The organism is Streptomyces sp. H39-S7 (assembly GCF_027158205.1).
Classification (GTDB): domain Bacteria; phylum Actinomycetota; class Actinomycetes; order Streptomycetales; family Streptomycetaceae; genus Actinacidiphila.
Genome location: NZ_JAPVLU010000058.1, coordinates 1 through 20937, shown reverse-complemented (window position 1 = coordinate 20937; position 20937 = coordinate 1). Strand labels below are relative to the sequence as shown.

21 protein-coding genes are annotated in these 20937 nt (G+C 70.5%); 12 read left to right on the top strand and 9 right to left on the bottom strand.

Annotated elements, in window-relative coordinates:
- Positions 1–21: 21 nt before the first annotated feature.
- Positions 22–615: a helix-turn-helix domain-containing protein gene (locus O3X23_RS37080; protein WP_269277405.1), complete on the bottom strand. Its 594-nt coding sequence runs from the start codon at positions 613–615 to the stop codon at positions 22–24.
- A gap of 93 nt (positions 616–708) precedes the next feature.
- Here O3X23_RS37080 and O3X23_RS37075 point away from each other — a divergent pair, with 93 nt between their 5' ends.
- Positions 709–1749: an NAD(P)/FAD-dependent oxidoreductase gene (locus tag O3X23_RS37075; RefSeq protein ID WP_269277401.1), complete on the top strand. Its 1041-nt coding sequence runs from the start codon at positions 709–711 to the stop codon at positions 1747–1749.
- Positions 1746–2018, top strand: a complete 273-nt coding sequence (locus O3X23_RS37070) for a DUF3253 domain-containing protein (RefSeq protein ID WP_269277397.1) — start codon at positions 1746–1748, stop codon at positions 2016–2018. Before O3X23_RS37075 ends, O3X23_RS37070 begins: the two co-directional genes overlap by 4 nt.
- Positions 2019–2178: 160 nt before the next feature.
- Here O3X23_RS37070 and O3X23_RS37065 read toward each other — a convergent pair whose 3' ends face one another.
- The 5 genes from O3X23_RS37065 to O3X23_RS37045 all read right to left on the bottom strand — a co-directional run bounded on the left by O3X23_RS37065 (position 2179) and on the right by O3X23_RS37045 (position 6910).
- The gene (locus tag O3X23_RS37065) at positions 2179–2589 is read right to left on the bottom strand and encodes a RidA family protein (RefSeq protein WP_269277515.1); all 411 of its coding nucleotides are present in this window, start codon (positions 2587–2589) and stop codon (positions 2179–2181) included.
- Positions 2590–2721: 132 nt separating this feature from the next.
- Entirely contained in the window at positions 2722–3303 is a 582-nt protein-coding gene (locus tag O3X23_RS37060) for a TMEM175 family protein (RefSeq protein WP_269277394.1), read from the bottom strand.
- 238 nt (positions 3304–3541) lie between these two features.
- Positions 3542–5164 carry a sodium/solute symporter gene (locus tag O3X23_RS37055; protein ID WP_269277391.1) on the bottom strand — a complete coding sequence of 541 codons (1623 nt, stop codon included), beginning with the start codon at positions 5162–5164 and terminating at the stop codon, positions 3542–3544.
- Complete coding sequence (locus tag O3X23_RS37050) at positions 5154–5474, bottom strand: DUF485 domain-containing protein (protein WP_269277389.1); 321 nt, start codon at positions 5472–5474, stop codon at positions 5154–5156. The genes O3X23_RS37055 and O3X23_RS37050 overlap by 11 nt, the downstream gene beginning before the upstream one ends.
- A 101-nt stretch (positions 5475–5575) precedes the next feature.
- Complete coding sequence (locus tag O3X23_RS37045) at positions 5576–6910, bottom strand: PucR family transcriptional regulator (RefSeq protein WP_269277387.1); 1335 nt, start codon at positions 6908–6910, stop codon at positions 5576–5578.
- Between the two features lie 268 nt (positions 6911–7178).
- On the opposite strand from O3X23_RS37045, the gene O3X23_RS37040 reads away from it, so the two are divergent.
- Genes O3X23_RS37040 through O3X23_RS37020 form a run of 5 tightly spaced genes read left to right on the top strand, consistent with a single transcriptional unit; the run spans position 7179 to position 12309 of the window.
- On the top strand, positions 7179–8039 hold the full coding sequence (locus O3X23_RS37040; RefSeq protein ID WP_269277384.1) for an ABC transporter ATP-binding protein: 861 nt from the start codon (positions 7179–7181) through the stop codon (positions 8037–8039).
- Entirely contained in the window at positions 8036–8941 is a 906-nt protein-coding gene (locus tag O3X23_RS37035; protein ID WP_269277381.1) for an ABC transporter ATP-binding protein, read from the top strand. The genes O3X23_RS37040 and O3X23_RS37035 overlap by 4 nt, the downstream gene beginning before the upstream one ends.
- Positions 8938–9828 carry a branched-chain amino acid ABC transporter permease gene (locus O3X23_RS37030; protein WP_443048091.1) on the top strand — a complete coding sequence of 297 codons (891 nt, stop codon included), beginning with the start codon at positions 8938–8940 and terminating at the stop codon, positions 9826–9828. The genes O3X23_RS37035 and O3X23_RS37030 overlap by 4 nt, the downstream gene beginning before the upstream one ends.
- Positions 9821–11056, top strand: coding sequence for a branched-chain amino acid ABC transporter permease (locus O3X23_RS37025; RefSeq protein WP_443048090.1), 1236 nt, complete (start codon positions 9821–9823; stop codon positions 11054–11056). Before O3X23_RS37030 ends, O3X23_RS37025 begins: the two co-directional genes overlap by 8 nt.
- Positions 11053–12309: an ABC transporter substrate-binding protein gene (locus tag O3X23_RS37020; protein WP_269277378.1), complete on the top strand. Its 1257-nt coding sequence runs from the start codon at positions 11053–11055 to the stop codon at positions 12307–12309. Before O3X23_RS37025 ends, O3X23_RS37020 begins: the two co-directional genes overlap by 4 nt.
- Before the next feature lie 92 nt (positions 12310–12401).
- Here O3X23_RS37020 and O3X23_RS37015 read toward each other — a convergent pair whose 3' ends face one another.
- Both O3X23_RS37015 and O3X23_RS37010 read right to left on the bottom strand, forming a co-directional pair.
- Positions 12402–13397, bottom strand: coding sequence for a threonine ammonia-lyase (locus O3X23_RS37015; protein ID WP_269277375.1), 996 nt, complete (start codon positions 13395–13397; stop codon positions 12402–12404).
- Positions 13398–13515: 118 nt separating this feature from the next.
- Entirely contained in the window at positions 13516–14634 is a 1119-nt protein-coding gene (locus O3X23_RS37010; RefSeq protein ID WP_269277372.1) for a serine hydrolase domain-containing protein, read from the bottom strand.
- Positions 14635–14821: 187 nt separating this feature from the next.
- Here O3X23_RS37010 and O3X23_RS37005 point away from each other — a divergent pair, with 187 nt between their 5' ends.
- The gene (locus O3X23_RS37005) at positions 14822–15481 is read left to right on the top strand and encodes a TetR/AcrR family transcriptional regulator (protein WP_269277369.1); all 660 of its coding nucleotides are present in this window, start codon (positions 14822–14824) and stop codon (positions 15479–15481) included.
- Between the two features lie 294 nt (positions 15482–15775).
- Positions 15776–16510 (top strand): dienelactone hydrolase family protein, encoded by a 735-nt coding sequence (locus O3X23_RS37000; protein WP_269277366.1) that lies wholly within the window; start codon positions 15776–15778, stop codon positions 16508–16510.
- Positions 16511–16571: 61 nt separating this feature from the next.
- Here O3X23_RS37000 and O3X23_RS36995 read toward each other — a convergent pair whose 3' ends face one another.
- Complete coding sequence (locus O3X23_RS36995; RefSeq protein ID WP_269277364.1) at positions 16572–17567, bottom strand: LacI family DNA-binding transcriptional regulator; 996 nt, start codon at positions 17565–17567, stop codon at positions 16572–16574.
- 357 nt (positions 17568–17924) lie between these two features.
- On the opposite strand from O3X23_RS36995, the gene O3X23_RS36990 reads away from it, so the two are divergent.
- From O3X23_RS36990 to O3X23_RS36980, 3 genes are all read left to right on the top strand, one after another.
- Positions 17925–18845 carry a carbohydrate ABC transporter permease gene (locus tag O3X23_RS36990; protein WP_269277361.1) on the top strand — a complete coding sequence of 307 codons (921 nt, stop codon included), beginning with the start codon at positions 17925–17927 and terminating at the stop codon, positions 18843–18845.
- A 2-nt stretch (positions 18846–18847) separates the two neighbouring features.
- Positions 18848–19798 carry a carbohydrate ABC transporter permease gene (locus O3X23_RS36985; RefSeq protein WP_269277358.1) on the top strand — a complete coding sequence of 317 codons (951 nt, stop codon included), beginning with the start codon at positions 18848–18850 and terminating at the stop codon, positions 19796–19798.
- 80 nt (positions 19799–19878) lie between these two features.
- The coding region (locus O3X23_RS36980) for an ABC transporter substrate-binding protein (protein WP_269277355.1) at positions 19879–20937 on the top strand (1059 nt) is incomplete at its 3' end.

The following is a 20937-nucleotide window of genomic DNA, read 5'->3' as shown; positions in this document are numbered from 1 at the left end:
GCCGGGCCCGGACCCTTCCGCTTACGGCGACGGGCGGCTGGTTCCTCCCGGCTTGTCGCCGGCCTGGTGCCCGCGCCGGGCGTCTCGGTCGAAGATGCCCAGGGTTTCGCACGGGCCGCCCTCCGCGCCGATGGCGTGGGGCAGCATGGTGGGGAACTCAGCGGCCTGGTTGGTCTCGACGCGAAAGCGGCGGTTGCCCAGCAGCAGGATCGCGGTGCCGGACAGGACCACGAGCCATTCGTGACCGGGGTGGGCCCGCATGCGCGCGGGGTTGTCGGGCGGCGGTCCCGTCATCCGCTGCCGGACGACCGTCATGCCCGGGTCCGCTCGCACCGGCCACCGCATCAGCTGGTGGGCCGCGTCGATGACCGGGCTGATGATGACGTCGTCCGCGGCCGTCTCGACGAGCTGGTCGAGCGAGGTGTCCAGGGCACGGGCGAGGGTGACGAGCTGGTCCAGCGCGAGCCGGCGGTGACCTGTCTCGATCCGGCTGAGGGTGGAGGGGCTGAGCCGGGCGCGGGCAGCCAGCTCGTCCAGCGACCAGCCCTGCGCCACCCGCAGGGCGCGGATCCGCTTGCGTACCAGGCTGTCGAGCTCACCATCGTCTTGCGTCATAGGCAAGATTGTATGCCTCGTGCGCAGACCATGCCTAGCGTGAGACGCGTAGGGCCCGCTCAGGGCTCGTTCGCCTCACGAAAGGCCACGTCCATGTCTGTGACAACTGAGGAGTACGCGACCATCGCACCCGGGGAGACCGTCGACGCCGTGGTGATCGGCGGCGGCGCCGCGGGACTGAACGGCGCGCTGATGCTCGCCCGCTCGCGCCGCACGGTCGTCGTGGTCGACAGCGGCACGCCCCGCAACGCACCGGCCGAAGGCGTGCACGGCCTGATCGGCCTGGAGGGGATCGCTCCGGCGGAGCTGCTGCGCCGGGGGCGGGACGAGGTGCGCCAGTACGGCGGGCGGATCGTGGCCGGCGAGGTGATCGCCGCAGCAGCCTCCGATCCCACCCCCGACGGCGATCCGCGCTTTGCCGTGACCCTGGCCGACGGCAGCGTCGTGCGGGCGCGCCGGCTGCTGGTCGCCACCGGCCTGCGCGACGTACTGCCCGACGTTCCGGGGCTGGCTCCGCACTGGGGGCACGGTGTGGTGCACTGCCCGTACTGCCACGGCTGGGAGGTACGGGACGAACCCATCGGGGTCCTTGCCGTGGGCGCGGCCTCGGTCCACCACGCGCTGCTGTTCCGGCAGTTGACCGACGACCTGGTCTACTTCGCCCGCGACACCGACCTGGACCAGGACACCCGCGCACGCTTCGCCGCGCGCGGCATCCGTGTCGTGGACACCCCGGTGGCCGCGGTCGAGTCCGCCGATGACGGCGGCATCGCAGGTGTGCGGCTGACAGACGGCCGGTTCGTCGCCCGCCGGGTCCTGGCGGTCGCGACCACGATGCAGGCCCGTGCCGACGGGCTCGCCGGGCTGCGCCTGCCGATGCAGGATCTGCCGAACACCATGGGCCGCCATTTCGCGACCGGCATGGCGGGCGCCACGGACGTGCGGGGCGTGTGGGTGGCGGGCAACGCCGCCGACCCGGTCGCCCAGGTGGGAGCCTCCGCCGCGGCCGGCGCCATGGCCGGGGCCCACATCAACGCCGACCTGGTGAGCGCCGACACCGACGCGGCGCTCGGCGCCGTACAGCGTGACCGAGACGGGCTGGTTCGTGGCGCCGGTGCGAGACTGGCAAGGTGACGGCCATCGGGCGACGGACGGACAGGCTCCTGGAGCGAGCCATCCTGGAGCTGCTGGAGCACCGCGCTCCGACCGCGACGATCTGTCCCTCCGACGCTGCGCGTGCGGTGTACGCCGGAGACGACGACGGTTGGCGCGAGCTCATGGAACCCGCCCGCCGCGCGGCCGGGCGGCTGGTCGCGGCAGGCGAGGTGGAGATCACCCAGGCCGGCCGGCCCGTCGAGCCGACGAAGGTCCGCGGTGCGATCCGTATCCGCCGCGTCCGTTGATCCCCCGGTGCGTCTGCGCGGCCCTACGGTTCGGGCGTCGCTCGACGCGCCCCGAAGACGTGCGCGGAGCGCGGGTCGGAAGGCCGTCCGCGTTTCCGCGACGTGGTCGTACGGGCGGGCTTCCTACGCTGAGCTACGCAGTCCGAGAAGGTGTGCGAAGTCAGTCAGGCAGCGCCGCGGTGAGATCCACCTCCACGAGCTGTCCGGGGAAGCCCAGCTGGGAGACGCCCAGGAGCGTGCTGGCGGTGGTGAAGGCCGGACCGAGGGCAGAGCCGGTGAGGCGACGCCACGCGGCTCCGAGAACATCCCTCTCATCACTCCGCACGTAGATCACTGACCTCACCACGTGCCCTGGCTGGGCGTTCACCGCTGCCAGGGCAGTGAGCGCGTTCGCGACAACCTGGTCGACCTGTGTCTCGAGAGAACCGGGACCGACGAGGTCACCGTTCCGATCAAGTGGGCACTGCCCCGCCAGATAGGCCGTACGGCCTGTCTCCACCACGGTGATGTGGTGGTAGCCGGGCGTCGCGTGCAGTTGCTCGGGGTTGATGCGGGTGATCTTCTCAGTCATGTCCGCGAGTCTGACCGGCGTGATGCCGGCACGCACCACCTTTTCCCTGTCGGCAAGTCCTGTTTAGGTGGACGGGCGAAACCCGCAACCCGCGCGGGCCGGCCCGGGCGGGGTCCGGTCGTGTGCCACGTCTCACGACTGCGGGCGCCGCAGGCGGATCAACTGCTGGGCCGGGATGAGTGCGAGCCAGAACCACATGGCGGCGGCCGTGTTGACGTAGGCCAGGGGCACGGAGAGGGCGAAGATCAGTACGCTGACGGCGAGCCGGGCGGCGAAGCGACGGCGGTTCGTAGCGGCCAGGGAATCGGCCGAGGGGTGTATGCGGTGCTGGGTGATCCGCAGCAGGACGACATGCACCGCGTGGATCGCGGCCATGGTCGTCGCGTAGAGGGCGACCGCGTCGGGTTGCGAGGCGTATTCCGCCAGCAGCGACGTCGGGAACGGCAACAGCGCCACCAGGCCGAGACCCAGGAGGGTCACGCGGGTCGCCACGGTGGTCGCGGCGGGCAGACCGGTCAGGATGCGGCGGTGGTCGCGCCAGAATCCGGAGAGGAGCGCGAAGCTCAGTGCGAAGGCGCCGATCTTCGGGAGCGCGTCCAGCAAGGCCCGGTGGAACGCGGCGTCGCTCAGGTTCTCGGGAATCGCCACGTCGATGACGAGCAGCGTCATCGCGATGGCGTAGATCCCGTCGGCCAGGGCGACCAGGCGTGCCACGCTCGTATCGTCCCCGCGGGAGTGTGCCGGTGTGGAGGATTCCGTCATGCGAGGACAGTACGGCGTGCTGATCTTCTGGGAGCTCACCACCCCAGGGCCGCGCGCCCGCGGTCTCGCGCGGCCCTGGGGGCGAAGTGGATGGTTGGCGGCCTCCCGGCCCCGCACACCTCCCGGCCCCCGCACCGCATCCCGGTTGCGCCGTGGCGCTGTTGGTGTGTGCCGGCCCGGTGCGTATCCGTCATTCCCTGGCGACCATCGTCCGTCGGCCCGCTCCTCGCTCAGCGGTCCTCGCCGTCTTTCCCATGACGCTGCCCAGGCAGCCGAGCAGGAACGCGGTGGGCATCGACACGAGCACCACGGTCTGCAGCGGGAACCAGTTGAGGTGCCAGTCGGGGAACAGCGCCAGGGGCGATCCGGAGAAGGTCGGGCCGCAGATCTGCAGTCCGACGGCGGAGCCGAGGCCTCCGTACAGCGTCCACAGCAGTCCGGTCCGGTTGTAGCGCTTCCAGAAGAAGGAGTACACCAGAGCCGGCAGCACGCAGGAGGCCGCGACGGCGAGGGCGAGGACCGACAGGATCAACACGTTCCAGCCCTGCGCCCAGACCGCCAGCGCGATGCTGAGGGCCCCGACCGCGGCGGACGCCCAGCGTGCGGCGGCCACTTCCCGGCCCTCGGTCGTACGCCCGCGCCCCAGGACATGGGTGTACAGGTCGTGGGCGATCGCGCCGGCGGCCGCCAGGGTGACGCTCGCCACGACCGCCAGGGTGGTGAGGAAGATCGCGGAGGCGACCAGGACGACGAGCAACGCACCGATCGTGTGGGTGGATGAGCCGCCGGCGAGTTCGCCGGTGAGCATCAGCAGGGTGCTGTTGCCCCCCGGATCCGCTGCGTTGATCACCGGAACGCCGATCAACGCCGATCCGGCGAGGCCCATGACCGTCGTGGCCAGGCAGAATCCCCCGACGATCGCGATGGTGTGGCGCACCGTACGGCGGGCGGCGGGCGCGTCGGGAGCGGTGTTGAGCTGCAGGGCCACATGGGGCATGCAGGCCACACCCAGCACAATGGTGATCATCAGGCCGATGAAGTCCAGTGTGGGCGCGGAGGTGCTGGCGTCGGCGAAACGGAGTCCGGGGCGCATATAGGTGGCGGGACGGCCGCTCCCGTCCCTCGCGGCGTCGACGAGGGAGTCGGTGCTCCAGCCGAATCGGTGGAACAGCACAGCGGTGACGGCCAGGGCCATGCCGAGCAGCAGGATCGTCTTGATCACTTGGAGTACGACCGTGCCGCGCATCCCGCCGAACACGGTGGCGCCGACGACCAGCACGCCGACCATGACCATCGCCGCCTGTTCGGCGCCGGGCCCGGAGATCCCCAGCAGCACGGTGGTGGTAACTCCCGCGCCGGACAGCTGCACCACCAGATAGGGCACGGACGCGCTCAAGGTCACGACGGCGACCGCGATCCGTACCGCGGGCCCGGGAGCGCGCAGCGCGAAGGTGTCGCCCAAGGTGAAGCGGCCGCTTTCGCGCAACGGGGCGGCCAGGAGCAGCAGCACGCCCAGTGACAGCACAGTGCACAGGGCGATGAACAGGCCGTCGTAGCCGAAGACGGCGACGCTTCCGGGGGTGCCGAGCACCGTGGCCGCGGACAGGTAGACACCCGACAGTACGAGCGCCCCGCGCAGGGGCGGCATCCTGCGACCGGCGGTGTAGAAGTCGTGGACCCGATCCGTTTCCGGACCGATGAGAACGCAGATGAACAACATGGCGACGATGAACGCCAGGAAGGCCATGAGGACGATGGCGCGGGTGTCCCGGTCCAGGACGCCGGGCGTGGCGAGCAGGACCTCAGGACGCATCGCGGTCTCCCTTCCGGGCGTCGTCGCGGGCGCCGGCACTCCGGTCGTACAGCGCCGCCGTCAACAGCAGCAGGGCGCCCTGAGCGAGAAGGGCCAGCATTCCGATGGTGGTCTGTCCCCAGATTCGGGTGGCCAGCAGGTCTGCGGCGAAGCTCGCGAGCAGTAGGTGCGCGCCGAACGCGACTCCGTTGACCAGGGCGAAGAGCAGGCCCGGACGCTGCGGCCGGGGTCGGTGATGGAGGCGGGGTGCGTAGTGCTGGGCCATGACGGTCTCCTGGGCGGGCGGGGTGGCGGGTGTGTCCCTCGGCATGCGGGGATCACCCGAACACGTGCCGTCGGCCCGGTCCATGCGCGGTGCGCACGCCGTTGCCGGGTCCCAAACCCCCGGTGCGTCAGTGTGCTGATGCACATTCAGTCAGGCAGTCGGCGGGTGACCTCCGGTTCGTAGGTGGTGGTCCCCAGCGCGGCGGCCGGCCCCAGCAGCCGGTGGGCGTCCAGGGCGAGGGTGAGGTGCACCAGGTCGCGGGGGCGGGACAGGGCCAGTCCGGTGATCTGCTCGAAGCGGCGCAACCGGTTGAGCACGGTGTTGCGGTGGCAGAACATGTGCCGGGCGGCCTGGACGGCGGAGCCACCGTTCTCGATCCAGATCGTGAGGGTGTCGAACAACGTCTCGCGATCGGCGGGTTCCAGGTCGTACAGGGGCCTCAGGATGCCGTGGGCCAGCTCGGCGGAGAGATCGGGCCGCGAGATGAGCAGGCCGTCGGGCAGACGGGCGTCGAGCCGGGCGATCTCGCCGTCGGCCCGGCAGGTGCGCAGGGCGAGTTCGGCCATGTCCCGGGCCCGGGCCAGGCACTGCAGTCCCTGGATGACCGGGCTGATCCCGATGCGGACCCCGGGACCGGCGGACAGGCCGGCCACGAGCGTGTCCAGGCTGTGGTCGCCCAGGTGGGCGACGAATACATCGCGGGCGCCGTAGGCGTGGCGCAGGATCCGGACGCCTGGGACCTCCGGAAGCGTCGTGGGCACGCGACCGTACGGGGCGGTCGCAGTCACCACCGCTACCGCGAAGCGCCCTTCGACGGGCAGGTCGAGGATGGCGGCCGCGTCCCGGGTGAACTCCGGTTCGTTACGGCTGGCCAGCAGGGCGGCGAGGATCAGGCGGACGCGTTCGCCGTGCCGGCTGGCGACGCCTTTGGCGGCCTGGCGGTAGGCGTCGGCGACCAGGACGGCGTCGCGGTCGTTGCTCTTCCACACCAGCTCGGCCACGTGGACCAGCTGGTGGATGTCACCCAGCCCGTGATGTTCCACCGCGGAGACGATCCCGCTCCATACGCAGGATCCCGCGACCCGGTAGGCGTGCAGCACCTCGTCGAGGGGGCGGCCCTGCTCCGCGCGTCGGATGCCGAGTTCCCTGGTGTGCCGCTCGATGTCCACGATGACGCTCGGGTCCAGCGTGGCTGCGAGTCCGTGGCGCACGCCGAGACCCACGGTCCGCCGCACGTCCGGCGGAGCGAGCACGGGGTCGGCGTAGTACGGCACCTCGGCACGGATCCTCGCCACCACGGAGTCGGTGAAGTCCGTGCCCTCCCGCAGAAGGTGGCGGCAGGCATGGTCGAGGAGCCGGACGGCGGACGGGGCCAGGTACTCCTCCTCTCCCAGAGTGGTGACGTCGGCGTGCGGGCCGATGCCGGGGCGGGTGCCCGCAGGGGTGTGGGCGCCGCGGGGTATGGAACTGGTGTGCTGCATGGACCCTCCAGATGGACAGGGCGTTGAGACACCGCGAAAACCACATGCTAAGCAGTTGCTTACCTGGGGGCGAGAGCTCAACCAAACCGTGATGATTCCGCGCCATGAGCAGGACAGGTTGTGTCCCGTCACAAGCCGGGAGGCCTCCGGATGGGAGCGGGCAGTGGCTCTTCGGGCGGGCATGGACCTCTCCACCATGCCCGTGCTCTCGTAACGCCCAGTTGGCACCGACCCCGCTCGTTTGCCGCTGTCCCACGAGGAGACCTTGATGAGCCCTCCACCGGCGCAAGCCGGATCTCTGTCAGTCAGTGATCTCCACGTCACCTACGGACGGTCCGTGCGCGCCCTGCACGGGGTGTCCCTGACCGTCCCGCACGGGCGGATCGTCGCGGTCCTGGGTTCCAACGGCGCAGGCAAGACCACGCTGCTGCGTGCCGTCTCCGGCACGCTCGCGCTCCATCGGGGCACGGTGGACAGCGGCACGATCCACTTCGGCGACACCCGTCTGACGGGCGACTCCGCGCAGTCCGTGGCCGCCGGAGTGGTGCAGGTACCCGAGGGCCGCCGGGTCTTCGGCGCCCTGTCGGTGGAGGAGAACCTGCGGGCCGGCTTCCTCGGCGCCCGCCGCCGCGGTGCGGCCGAGCGGCGGGCGGCCCGAGAACGCGTCTTCGCCCTGTTCCCCGTGCTGGCCGAACGGCGACGGCAGGCCGCCGGGCTGATGTCCGGCGGCGAGCAGCAGATGCTCGCGATCGGCCGTGCCCTCATGGCCGGCCCGCGGCTGCTGCTGCTCGACGAGCCCTCCCTGGGGCTGGCACCACTGATGGTCCAGCGCATCGCCGGGATCATCCGCGAGATCAACGCCCAGGGAACGTCCGTCCTGCTCGTGGAGCAGAACGCCTCCATGGCGCTGGAGCTGTCCGACCGCGCCTCGGTGCTGGACGTGGGACAGGTGCGGCTGGAGGGGGCGTCGGCCGACCTCGCCGGCACCGACGAGGTGCGCCGCCTGTACCTGGGCGAGGTCAGCGACCCCGGCACGGAGGCGGAGGACGTGGTCCCCGCCACCGGCTCCGCGCGCGCCCTGTCCCCGACCGGACCAGGACTGACCGAACTGAGCAGGTGGAACGGATGAGCCACGACGCCCTCGGCACGGCACACGAGGCCGCCGCGACAGCGGTCCCGGCGCAGGCGCCGGAGCTGGAACAGGTGCCCGTCCTGACGGTCGACGCGCTGACCGTCCGCTTCTCCGGCCTCCTGGCCCTGGACGCCGTCTCCTTCACGGTGGCGCCCGGCACGATCCACGCCCTCATCGGGCCGAACGGCGCGGGCAAGTCGACCTGCTTCAACGTCGTGTCCGGGGTGTACCGCGCCACGGCCGGATCGGTCCGCTACGCGGACCAGGACCTCACCCGCCTGCCGCCGCACCGCATCGCCCGGCTGGGAGTGGCCCGCACTTTCCAGAACATCGTGCTCACCAACGGGAGCGTGGCCGAGAACCTCATGCTCGGGCGGCACAGTCTGACCCGGGCGGGGTTCGCCGCCACCGCGCTGCGCCTGCCCTCGGTGGTACGGGAACAGCGCCGCCACCGGGAGCGTGCGGCCGAGATCGCGGACTTCCTCGGCCTGGGCCCCGTCTTCGACAAGCCGGTCGGTTCGCTGGCCTACGGCGACCGCAAACGCGTGGAGATGGCGCGCGCGCTGTGTATGGAACCCAAGCTGCTGATGCTGGACGAACCCGTCGCCGGCATGCATCCCACCGAGCGGGCCGCCATGGCCGAAACCATCGCCATGGTCCGCGACGCCCTGGGCATCTCGATCCTCATCGTCGAGCACGACATGGGTCTGATCATGCGGATCGCCGACGCGGTGACCGTTCTCGACTTCGGCCGGCGCATCGCCGACGGGCCGCCCGAGCGGATCCAGCGCGACCCGGCCGTCATCAGCGCCTACCTCGGCCGGACGGACGAGGACACACCCGCCGCGGACACCCCCGCCCAGGACACCGGCGCGCACGACGAAGGGACACACCTGTGATCAAGCTGGCCGAAATCATGCTGAACGGGCTGGCGCTGGGAGCCATCTACGCTCTGATAGCCCTGGGCTTCGTCGTGATCTTCAAGGCTTCGGGCGTCATGAACTTCGCCCACGGCTCGCTTCTGCTGTTCGGCGGCTACGCCGTCGCACGGCTGCACGACAGGATCGGCTTCATCGCGGCTGTCATCGTCGGCGCGGCGCTCGCGGCGGCGCTGGCGGCGCTGGTGCAGGTGCTGGCCGCGCGGGGGCTGCGCGGGGCGGAGATCCACACCCTGACGATCCTGACGATCGGTGTGGACGTCCTGCTCGGCACCGAACTCAACCGCCGGGTGGGCGCCGACTTCCTCAGCATGGGAGATCCCTGGGGCTCCGAGGTGGTTCGGCTGGGCGGCGTCACCGTCGCCGAATCCCGGCTCGCCGCCATCGCGGTGGCCCTCGTCCTCATCAGCGTGTTCTTCGCGGTGTTCCGCTGGTCCCGCTGGGGCCTGTCCATGAGGGCGGCCTCGGCCGATCCGGAGGCCGCCTCCCTGATGGGCATCCGGCTCAACCGCGTACGGCTCATCGCCTGGGGCGTCGCCGGAGCGCTGGCGGCCGTCGCCGCGGTGTTCCTCGCCGCCTTTCCCGCCCCCGGACTGGACCGCACCACCAGCCAGGTAGCCCTGAGCGCCTTTCCCGCCGCCATCCTCGGCGGCATGGACTCTGCCGCCGGCGCCCTCATCGGAAGCTTCGTCATCGGCCTCACCTCCGCGATGGCCGCCGGTTATCAGAGCGAACTGAGCGCCCTGGGCGGCGGAATCTCCGACGTGGCGCCCTATCTCGTGATGGTGCTCGTGCTCCTGGTACGGCCGACCGGTCTCCTGGGATCCAAGGAGCTGACCCGTGTCTGAAACACTGTCGCCCAACGTCTCCCCTCCCCCGGCGCCGGCCTCCCCCGCCCGCCCGGGTGGCGCCCCCGCTCGCCGCACCGGCCGCATATCCCGGGCGGGCACCCTCGCCGCCGCCGTACTGCTGCTGCTCGCCCTCCCCCTCTACGTCTCGTCGTTCTGGCTGCAGACCGGGCTGTTCGCCATGGCCGCCGTCATCGGCGCCATCGGCCTGAACCTGCTCTCCGGAACCACCGGACAGCTCTCACTGGGTCACGCCTTCTTCCTCGCGGTGGGCGCCTACGGCTACGTGTGGCTGGCTGGGGACCCGTCCGGCACCGGTTCCTCCCACCTGTCCGGGCTCGGCCTGCCACCCGTGGCCGCCTTCGTCCTCGCCATCGCCCTCACCGGCGCGGCGGGCGGGCTGTTCAGCCCCATCGCCGGCCGGCTGCGCGGTATGTACCTGGGCATCGCGACACTCGCCCTGGTCTTCATCGGGCACCACGTGATGCTCAACGCCCGTGACATCACCGGCGGATTCAACGGCCGCGCCGTACCCGCGATGGAGCTCTTCGGGTTCTCCTTCACCGACGCCACACCCCTCGCCGTCCTCGGTGTCCCCTTCGGCGGGCTGGAACGCCTGTGGTACCTCGGCCTGGCGCTGGTGGCGGTGGCCATCGTGACCGCGCGCAACCTGCTGCGCGGACGTCCCGGCCGGGCCATGGCAGCCATTCGCGACAGCGAGATCGCCGCCGCCGTCATGGGAGTTCCCATCGCCCGCTACCGCTCCGGCGCCTTCATCGTCTCCTCCATGTACGCCGGCACCGCCGGTGCCCTGCTGGCCCTGGTGTTCAAGCGCGTCGTCCCTGACCACTTCGGGCTGCTGCTCTCCATCGACTACCTGGCGATGATCGTCATCGGCGGCCTCGGGTCGGTCGGCGGCGCCGTCGCCGGGGCCGTCTTCGTCGCTCTGATGCCGCAGCTCCTCACCAAGTACGCCGACCACCTGCCGCTGCTCACCGCCCCCGGGACGGCCGGATCCGGCGTGACCCCGGGCGACGCGGCGCGCTATCTCTACGGCGCCGCGATCGTCCTGATCCTGATCTTCGCACCCGGCGGCCTCGCCGCACTGGCACACCGGCGCCCCCGCGGCAACAGCACCCGCCGCAGCAGACGCTTCCCTCTCCTCAGCCGCACCACCTCCGAGCCCCAGGGCCTCGGAGGCCCCTCCTCAAAGGAGCAGACACCGTGAGACACCCTCGCCTCGTCCCCGCAGCAGCCGCTCTGGCCGTACTCGCCCTCGGCGCCTCCGCCTGCAGCACCAAAGGCGACACCGGAACCAACTCAGCGGGCAGCGACGGCCTCAAGACAGGGCCGGGTGTGACGGACACGACCATCACCCTGGGAGCCCTGACCGACCTCACCGGCCCCTACGCCTCCCTCGGCAAGAGCATCGTCAACGCCCAGCAGCTCTACGCCGATCAGCTCAACGCGTCCGGCGGTGTGTGCGGCCGCCAGGTGCGGATCACCGTCAAGGACCACGGCTACGACGTGCAGAAGGCGGTGTCCGCGTTCACCGAGACGGAGCCGAACGTGGTCGCCCTGTCCCAGGTGATCGGCTCTCCGGTCGTGGCCTCCCTTCGGCAGGACATCGAGGCCAAGCACCTGCTGACGATTCCGCTGGGATGGGCCTCCAGCCTGTTGGGCAACCAGTACATCCAGGTGGTCGGTTCCACCTACGACATCGACATGATCAACGGCGTCGACTTCATCGTCCGCACGGCCAAGCTCCAGCCGGGCGACAAGATCGGCCATGTCTACTTCGAGGGCGAGTACGGGGAGAACGCCCTCGCCGGCGCCACCTACGCCGCCCAGCAGCACAAGCTGACCATCGTCGGCCAGAAGATCAAGCCCACCGATCAGGATCTGACCGCGCAGGTCACCGCGTTGAAGCAGGCCGGTGTCAAGGCCATCCTGCTGAGCGCGGGCCCCAAGCAGACCGCCGCTCTGGTCGGCACCGCCGCCGCGCTGGGATTCGCCGTACCGGTGCTCAGCAACGCGCCCGGATTCGCACCGCAGCTGCTGGCCACGCCGGTCGGCCCCGCCCTGGAGAAGCAGCTTTACCTGGTGAGCCCCGGCCCGGCCTTCGGCTCCGACGAACCCGGCGTCAAGAAGCTCGCCACCGACTACAAGGCCAAGTACCCCAACGACCTGCTGGACACGGGGGTCATCAGCGGCTGGGACACCATCAGCGTCCTCGGTGAGGACCTCAAGGCAGCGTGCAAGGCCAAGGACCTCACCCGGGAAGGTATCGCCGCAGCCCACCGCAAGCAGTCCAGCCTCACCATCCTCGGGGTGTCCTTCGACTTCTCCGACCGCGCCAAGCCGTCCACCTACAAGTCCTTCATCCAAAAGCCCTCCAAGCAGGCCCCGGGCGGCCTCGTGACCGTCGAACCGGCCCATGAGGTGCCCGCCGCGCGGGCCTACGCCCTGCCCAAGAGCTGACCCTCGCAGCTCCGGCCCGCCGGGTCCGGCCGCGCTCCCCCGCGCGGCCGGACCCGGCGGGCCTTCGCGCGCAGCCACGCGGGCGTTCCCCCTCAGCTCGGCCAGGACCCCGCCGCCCGGGACGGTGCCGCGCCGGCCCAGCGGTGATAGGCGTCCATGTCGACGTTGCTGCCGCACACGATGGTGACGACATGGCGGCCGGCGTAGCGGTCACGGTCCTCGAGGATCGCCGCGATGCCGAGCGCGGCCGATGGTTCGACCACGAGGCCGGCATGCTCGAGGAGCATCCGCATACCGGCCATGATCGACGCCTCCCGCACCAGGACGGCGTCGTCAGCGACCAGGAGAAGGTCGTCCAGGACGGCCGGGATGGGATAGCGGCCGGCGACGCCGTCAGCGATGGTGTCGGTGGATTCGGTGGTGACGACCCGCCGTTGGCGCCATGAGTGGGTCAGCGCCGGCGCGCCCAGCGGCTGAACGCAGATCACCTCGACTTCGGGAGCCAGGGCCTTCACCACGTGACCCACGCCGGTGGCCAGCGCCCCGCCGCCGAGGGCGATCAGGACAGTGTCGAACGACGGCGGGGTGTCGACCAGTTCCAGGCCGATGGTCGCCGCGCCCTCGCAGGTCTCGATGTCCAGGCTGTCCTCGAGCAGCCGGATGCCCTCGTACCGCGCGATGGCCGCCGCGCGCTCGCGAGCCATCTCGTGGTCGCCGTCCACCAGTTCCAGGCCGGCGCCCAGCGCACGGATGCGATCGAGCTTGGCCACGGTCGCGAAGCGGGACGCCACGACGGTGATGTCGAGCCCCCGGCCGCGACCGGACCAGGCGAGGGCCTGGCCGAGGTTGCCCGCGCTGGCGCACACCGCGGCCCGCGAGCCCTGGTCGGCGAGCAGGCTCGCAACCAGCTCGGTGCCGCGGCCCTTGAAGCTGCGGACCGGGTTCGCCGTTTCGAGCTTGATGCTCACCGCGCACCCGAGGTCGGGCTCCAGGGCCTCGCAGCGGTACAGCGGAGAGTCGAGAAAGAGCGGGTCGATCACTCGGCGGGCCGCCCGGATCCGGGCAAGGTCAAGGCGCGTCGTCTGCACGACACAGCAGGGTAGCGCCACGGGCGCCGACCATAAGCAACTGAAGCCCTGGGCGACTGGGTTGAGGTGGCGACCGGTTGCGGCGCGCCGTAGGTGAAGGCGGCGCGCCCCTGGCCGTTCATCCGTACATCGCCACGCGGTGGAGGACCGCCAGCGCGGCGTCGATGGGGTGGGGCTGCGGCCTGCTCGCGGAGTCGAGCTTGTTCCACCGTTGCAGGTTCACCGCGACGGACATCTGCCGCTTGCCGTCGGCACGGATCATGCTCAGCGTTCCCGCACCCCAGACAGTGCCGCCATGGCCCCAGAAGGTGCCCTGATGGGGAGCTTCCGTCGGGTGCAGGCCGAGGCCGTAGTCGATCGTCTTCCCTTCCTGGGAGACGACCGGGACGGTGCGCCGCATCTGCTCCAGGGACGACGGGCTGACGATCTCGCCGGCCAGCAGCTCGCGGAAGAAGCGGTTGAGGTCCGTGACGGTCGATATCAGCGAGGCTGCCGGCCCCACCCAGGACATGTCGTAGACGCTGTAGTCGCGTGGCGGGTCGATCATGCCGAACCACGACTCGTAGATCTGCGAGTGCGGCCCCTTGACGTACGGGTCGGCAGGGAACGAGGTGTGTCGAAGGCCGGCGCGCTCGATGACGTTGCGGGTGATGTACCGCTCGGCCGTAGTGCCGGTCACCTGTCGCAGGAGTTCGACCAGGAGCAGGTAGTTGGTGTTGGAGTACACCCCCAACGGTCCGCCGGGGGCGCCGACGGCAGGTGCGCTGACCCCCATCTCGATCAGTTCGGCGTGGTGGAACCGCGTGAACCGGTTGTCGTCCAGGCTCTGGGGGCTGGTGTCCGCGAGGACGGGGAACGCCTTGAGGGAGGGGTAGGCGTACGGGAGGTACTCGGCGAGGCCGCTGGTGTGGTTGAGCAGCATCCGGATCGTGATCGCGCTTCCGCGTTCTCCGGGGACCAACTGCGGAAGGTAGTGGCCGATCGGCGTGTCGAGACCGATCCGGCCCTGCTCGACCTGCTGCAGAATCGCGGCGGCGGTGAAGGTCTTGGTGATGCTGCCGACGCGGTGCCGCATGTCGGCGGTGACGGCGCGACCGGTAGCGACATCGGCGACCCCCGCGGCGCCGCACCAGACCTGTTCGCCGTCCCGCACCTCGGCGAACAGGCCCGGCATTCCGGCGCGGTGGACGTTCTCCATGGCGGCGTCCAACTCCGCGGGATCCAGCGGTTTCCTCACGACATGCGTCCTTTCGTCTGCCCCGGGGGCGGCTCCTCGTCGGCCGTGCGACCCGGGAAACGGGCACGAACAGCACGCCCGCCCCGCCTGTTGCCGGGCCGGGCGGCACGCCCATGCCCTCATTATGCACGCGGTGCGTGCAACACCAAGTGCATACGTTAGGGTGAATCTCGACGAGAGGGGTCGCATGACAGGCCGAAGGCGCTGGTCGACCGAAGAGATCCTGGACGCGGCTGCGGAGTTGCTGCGCACGAGTGACGCCGAGACGTTCAGCGTGCGCAAGCTGGCCGCGGCACTCGGGACCGACTCCTCCAGCCTCTACCGGCACTTCCGCAGCAAGACCGAACTGCTGCGCGCGGTCGCCGACCGGATCCTCCTGGCCGCCATGAACGGCTACCACGCCGAGGGCGACTGGAAGCAGCGCCTCATGGCCCTGGCCCTGCACGTCAGAGGGGCCTTCGGCGAACAGCCCCAGCTCGCCGCGATCTGGGGACGCTACGCGTCGAGCGGCACCGGTTCCCGGCTGGTCATGGAAGAGGCCCTGCAGGCGCTGCGCGCCTCGGGCCTGCCCGACGAGGCGATCCCGGCGCGCTACCACCGCACCGCGGTCCTCATCGCCGCCCTGATCGCCTCCGAAGCCGGTATCAGCACCGTCACGCCCCAAGAGCACGAACAGGGAATGGAGCTGTTCCGCGTCGCGGTACTCGGCGCCGACCCCGAACGCTTCCCGGCCCTGGCCCACTTCGCCCGCGACCTCCGCCCCCTCGGAGCGGACCGCCGCGCCGCGTTCGAAGAGATCCTCGCCGCCCAGATCGCCCAGATCGAGGCCGAAGCCCGCCCGGGCTGAGTCGTATCCTCAAATCCCAGGCGATGGGCAAGGACCTTGTGCCCGTGAGGGGCGGGCCTGCGCCGCGGACTCCCAGGAGGCTGGCATCGCTCCTGTCCCGTGGGCTAGGTTGTGCGGCGATGACTACCGGGACGGCCTTGCGCCACACACGGATTGGTGACCCGGCGCTCCCCTGAGCGCCGTACGGGCCGACAGCGGCCCGCTGTGGGATCGAGGAGCCGGCGCTACGGCGCGGGCTCCGCCTCCTGTCGTGCTGATGCAGAGCTCGACACGTCACCCACGACAGGAGAACCCATGCCCACCAAGATGCTGCACATCCCCACCGCGGACGGCCAGGCCGACGCCCTCGCCGCATTTCCCGACGGTGGCGGGCGGCACCCAGGGGTGCTGATGTACGCGGACGCCTTCGGCATCCGGCCCACCGTGCGGGAGATGGCCTGCGAACTGGCTCGGCACGGGTACTACGTGCTCGTCCCCAACTTCTTCTACCGGCACGGCCCGACACCGGTGATCGAACTTCCCGCGTACATCGGCGAGGAGGTGCGGTCCGCGGTCATCGCCCAGGTGATGCCCTTGATCGAGGCACACACCCCCGAACGGGTCCTGAGCGACGCTGACGCCTACCTCGCGTTTCTCACCACCCGGTCCGAAGTCGGCGCAGGACCGGTCGCGGTGACCGGCTACTGCATAGGCGGCCTGCTGGCCCTGCGCACCGCCGTGGCCCATCCCGGCCAAGTGGCCGCCATCGCCGGATTCCACGGCCCGGTGGGCGTCGACGGGCCCGACAGCCTGCGCCGCCTCACCGGCCAGGCCCACTTCGGCCACGCGGAGACCGACCTGACGCCCGAGGCTCTCGGCGAGCTCCATCAGGTGCTGGACGCGGCGGGCGTCGACTACACCTCGGAGATCTATCCCGGTACCGTCCACGGCTTCACGATGTCCGACACCGACGCGTTCAACCCCGCCGCACTGCAGCACCATTGGGACCGTCTGCTGCCGCTCCTCGACCGCACCTTGGTCAACCACTGACAAGCCGGTGGTGGGGGCGGGCCCCGCCCGCCCCCACCACCACACACGGCGCCCTGGTCGGCTATGCGGGTCCGCGCGGGGGCGCCGTGCTGTTCCGTACGGTCAGGCGGGTGGAGACGATGTCGGTGCCGGAGCGCGGGACGTCGTGTTCGCGGATCTGGCGCAGGACTTCCTGGACGCTGCGCCGGCCGACCTCGGCGAAGTCCTGGTGCACCGTGGTCAGGGGCGGAATGAAGTGGGCCGCGTCGGGGATGTCGTCGAAACCGACCACGCTGATGTCGCCGGGGACGGCCCTGCCCCGTTCGTGGAAGGCGCGCAGCAGACCGAGCGCCATCTGGTCGTTGGCGGCGAACACCGCGGTGCACTGCGGCTCCTCGGCGAGGGCGAGGCCGGCCGCGTAGCCCGAATCGGCCGACCAGTCGCCGCGCAGCGGCGGCGGCACCGGCCGTCCGGCGTCCTCCAGGACCGTGCGCCATGCCCGCGCCCGGCGCTCGCTGGCGTACGACGACTCCGGGCCGGCCACGTGCCAGACCGTCGCATGGCCGAGGTCGAGCAGGTGGCTGACGGCACGCCGGGCGCCGCCCGCCTGGTCGGTGTCGACCACGGGGTAGCGGTCCCCGGCGTCGGAGTCCACGACGACCACGTGCACGCCGGGCGGCAGGGCCACGCTGCCGGCGTCGAGCAGGTGGATCTCCATGAAGACGATGACGGCGTCGACGGCCAGTTCACCCATCCGAGTGAAGGCGCCCAGCACGTTGTCCTGGGTCGGGGTGTCGACGGGGATCAGGGTGATCGCGTATCCCTCGGCGGCGGCCTGGGTCGCGATCGCCTCCACGGTGTTGCTGTTACCGGTGGTGGACAGGCCGTGGAGGATCACGCCGATGGTGTTGAACTGCCCGTACCGCAGGGCACGGGCCGCGCTGTTGGGGCGGTAGCCCAGTTCGCGCATGGCCGTGAGGACCTGCTCGCGGGTCGAGCCGATCACGCCGGGGTGGCCGTTGGACACCCGGGAGACGGTCTGGGACGACACGCCCGCGCGCTGGGCGACGTCGGCCATGGACACGCGCTGCTTGCGGCGTCCGCCCGGAATGCCCGAGCCGCCGCGCTGCGCGCCGCCGGCAGGAACAGGATCTTGTGCTCCCCGCTCACTCAGGCCCATCGCCCCTTCACCCCTGTTTCCGTCCGTTCGTCGCCGTCCGGTGCGGGCCACGGAAACGTAACGTCCGCGAAACCTTGACCGATCGCCGTGACGGGTGCCACGCTACCGCACAAGTTTACGTAAACATTGCGCCACCCGGTCGCTCGGCCTCCCCGCACGGCTTGGGTCGGCGCCTTGTGCTCAGCACGATGTTTACGTAAACACCCGCCGTCCCCCGGACGGCCGGTGTCCCCGCAGCGAGGAGCAAGGAGCGACATGGTGGCCGCATCACCCCAGGCGGGGGCCCGACCCGCCGCGAGGCCAACGGCCCCCGGACGGCGGTCATGGACCGGCTGGCAGTTCGTGGGGCCGTTCATGGCGGTGTTCGCGCTGGTCTTCCTCGCACCGATCGGCTACTCGATCTACCTGAGCCTGTTCCGCACCCGGCTGATCGGCGGAACGAGCTTCGTCGGCGCCGACAACTACACCGAGGCGTTCGGCGACGCGCAGTTCTGGTCGTCCTTCGGGCGGGTGGCGACCTTCCTGGCCGTGCAGGTGCCGATCATGCTGTTCCTCGCGCTCCTGCTCGCCCTGGCCATCGACAGCGGCCGCCTGTACGGATCGAGCTTCTTCCGGCTCGCGGTGTTCCTGCCCTACGCGGTGCCGGCCGTCGTCGCCACCCTCATGTGGGGCTTCATGTACGGGACGCGCTTCGGCCTGGTCGGCAACCTCAACGACGCGTTCGGGATCACCCTTCCGGACCCGCTCTCCCCCGACCTGGTCCTCACGTCCATCGGCAACATCGTCACCTGGCAGTTCGTCGGCTACAACATGCTGATCCTCTACTCGGCGCTGCGAACGGTCAATCCGGCGCTGTACGAGGCCGCGGAGATCGACGGTGCGGGACAGCTGCGGATCATCCGGGCGATCAAACTCCCGGCGCTGCGCGGCGCCCTGATCATCGCGACGATCTTCTCGATCATCGGGAGCTTTCAGCTGTTCAACGAGCCGAGCATCCTCAAGAACCTCGCGCCGAACGCGATCACCTCGGACTTCACCCCGAACCTGTACGCCTTCTCCCTGTCCTTCGCCGGACAGCAGTTCAACTACGCGGCGACCATCGCCATCGTCATGGGCGTGATCACCATGGTCATCGCCTACGCCGTCCAGCTGCGCGGCATGCGGAAGGAACTCTGACCATGGCGACCACCACTCCCCGCCTCCGGCACCGGCCCCGCCCGGCACGGCGCCCCGACGCCCGGTCGTCCGGCCCGCTCACGCTCCGCGCCGCCCGCCCCTCCTCGCGCCCCAAGCGGCGCAGCGCCACCCTCACCGCTCTGACGGCGATCATGCTGGTCTACACGCTGCTGCCGCTGGTCTGGCTGGCGGTCAACGCCACCAAGACCCAGCAGGGGCTGTTCGACTCCTTCGGCCTGTGGTTCGACGGCGACTTCGCCCTGTTCGGCAACATCGCCGACACCTTCACCTACAACGACGGGATCTTCACCCGCTGGCTGCTCAACACCCTGCTGTACGTGGTGGTCGGCGCGGGCGGCGCGACGTTGCTCGCCACGCTCGCCGGGTACGGGCTGGCCAAGTTCGACTTCACCGGCAAGAAGGCCGTGTTCGCCACCGTCATCGGCGCCGTCGCGGTGCCCGGCACCGCGCTGGCCGTCCCCACGTTCCTGATGTTCTCCGAACTGGGGCTGACCGACACCCCGTGGGCGATCATCATCCCGTCGCTGATCTCACCTTTCGGCCTGTACCTGATGTGGACCTTCGCCACCGACGCCGTCCCGAAGGAGATCCTCGAGTCGGCCCGGGTCGACGGCGCCGGCGAGTTCCGCGCGTTCTTCTCCATCAGCATGCCGATGCTGGCACCCGGCATGGTCACCGTGCTGCTCTTCAACGTGGTCGCGACCTGGAACAACTACTTCCTGCCGCTGATCATGCTGAAGGACCCCGACTGGTATCCGCTCACCCTCGGCCTCAACAGCTGGAACGCCCAGGCCGCCACCGTCGGCGGGGATGTGGTGTTCAACCTCGTGATCACCGGATCGCTCCTGACCATCGTGCCCCTGATCGTGGCGTTCCTGCTGCTCCAGCGCTACTGGCAGTCGGGCCTGGCAGCCGGAAGCGTCAAGGGCTGACCGGCCCACACCCCCTCTCACCCTCCCTCCCCCGCACCCCGACCACGCCTGACCACACCCTCATGAAAAGGAACACCTCCATGGCGATAGCCCGCCGTCGCGCCCTCCTGCTGGGCGCGGCCGCCCTGTCGGTCGCTCTCACCGCGACCGCCTGCGGCTCCTCCGACTCCAAGGACTCGGCCGGCGCGAAGCCCGCGTCCGCTGCCGACCTCCAGGCCGCCCTGGACACCGGCGGCAGCATCACGGTGTGGGCCTGGGAGCCGACCCTGCAGAAGGTCGTCACCGACTTCCAGGCCAAGTACCCCAAGGTCAAGGTCAAGCTGGTCAACGCCGGCACCAACAAGGACGAGTACACGGCGCTGCAGAACGCGGTCAAGGCCGGAAAGGGCGTGCCCGACCTCGCGCAGATCGAGTACTACGCCCTGCCGCAGTTCACCCTCGCCAAGTCCGTCGCCGATCTGACCGCCTTCGGCGCGGACCAGCTCAACTCCACCTTCACGCCCGGCCCGTGGGGCTCCGTGCACGCCGGCGCCAAGGGCGTGTACGGCCTGCCCATGGACTCCGGCCCGATGGCACTGTTCTACAACAAGGACGTCTTCGACAAGTACCAGATCGCGGTGCCGACGACGTGGGACGAGTACCTCGCCGCGGCCAAGAAGCTGCACGCGGCCGACCCCAAGGCGTACCTCACCAGTGACACCGGCGATGCCGGATTCACCACCAGCATGATCTGGCAGGCCGGCGGCAAGCCGTACACCGTCGACGGCACTCAGGTCGGCGTGAACTTCGAGGAGGCCGGCGCCAAGAAGTTCACCGCCGCCTGGCAGCAGCTCGTCAGCGGCAAGCTGCTCTCCCCGGTCACCGCCTGGAGCGACGCCTGGTACCAGGGGCTGGGTGACGGCACCATCGCCTCGCTGGTCACCGGCGCCTGGATGCCCGGCCCCCTGGAATCCGGTGTCAAGGGCGGCACCGGCAAGTGGCGCGTCGCGCCCATGCCGCAGTGGCAGAGCGGGGCCAAGGTCACCGCCGAGAACGGCGGCAGCTCGCTGGCCCTCACCGAGGCGAGCGGCAACAAGAAGCTCGCCTACGCCTTCCTGCGGTACGCCACCGTCGACGAGGGCGCGCAGAGCCGCGTCGAC

Bases quoted from the DNA above. Each gene is read 5' to 3' on its own strand.
- O3X23_RS37080 (WP_269277405.1), bottom strand. From the start codon at position 615: ATGACGCAAGACGATGGTGAGCTCGACAGCCTGGTACGCAAGCGGATC.
- O3X23_RS37075 (WP_269277401.1), top strand. From the start codon at position 709: ATGTCTGTGACAACTGAGGAGTACGCGACCATCGCACCCGGGGAGACC.
- O3X23_RS37065 (WP_269277515.1), bottom strand. From the start codon at position 2,589: ATGACTGAGAAGATCACCCGCATCAACCCCGAGCAACTGCACGCGACG.
- O3X23_RS37055 (WP_269277391.1), bottom strand. From the start codon at position 5,164: ATGCGTCCTGAGGTCCTGCTCGCCACGCCCGGCGTCCTGGACCGGGAC.
- O3X23_RS37050 (WP_269277389.1), bottom strand. From the start codon at position 5,474: ATGCCGAGGGACACACCCGCCACCCCGCCCGCCCAGGAGACCGTCATG.
- O3X23_RS37045 (WP_269277387.1), bottom strand. From the start codon at position 6,910: ATGCAGCACACCAGTTCCATACCCCGCGGCGCCCACACCCCTGCGGGC.
- O3X23_RS37040 (WP_269277384.1), top strand. From the start codon at position 7,179: ATGAGCCCTCCACCGGCGCAAGCCGGATCTCTGTCAGTCAGTGATCTC.
- O3X23_RS37035 (WP_269277381.1), top strand. From the start codon at position 8,036: ATGAGCCACGACGCCCTCGGCACGGCACACGAGGCCGCCGCGACAGCG.
- O3X23_RS37005 (WP_269277369.1), top strand. From the start codon at position 14,822: ATGACAGGCCGAAGGCGCTGGTCGACCGAAGAGATCCTGGACGCGGCT.
- O3X23_RS37000 (WP_269277366.1), top strand. From the start codon at position 15,776: ATGCCCACCAAGATGCTGCACATCCCCACCGCGGACGGCCAGGCCGAC.
- O3X23_RS36995 (WP_269277364.1), bottom strand. From the start codon at position 17,567: ATGGCCGACGTCGCCCAGCGCGCGGGCGTGTCGTCCCAGACCGTCTCC.
- O3X23_RS36990 (WP_269277361.1), top strand. From the start codon at position 17,925: ATGGTGGCCGCATCACCCCAGGCGGGGGCCCGACCCGCCGCGAGGCCA.
- O3X23_RS36985 (WP_269277358.1), top strand. From the start codon at position 18,848: ATGGCGACCACCACTCCCCGCCTCCGGCACCGGCCCCGCCCGGCACGG.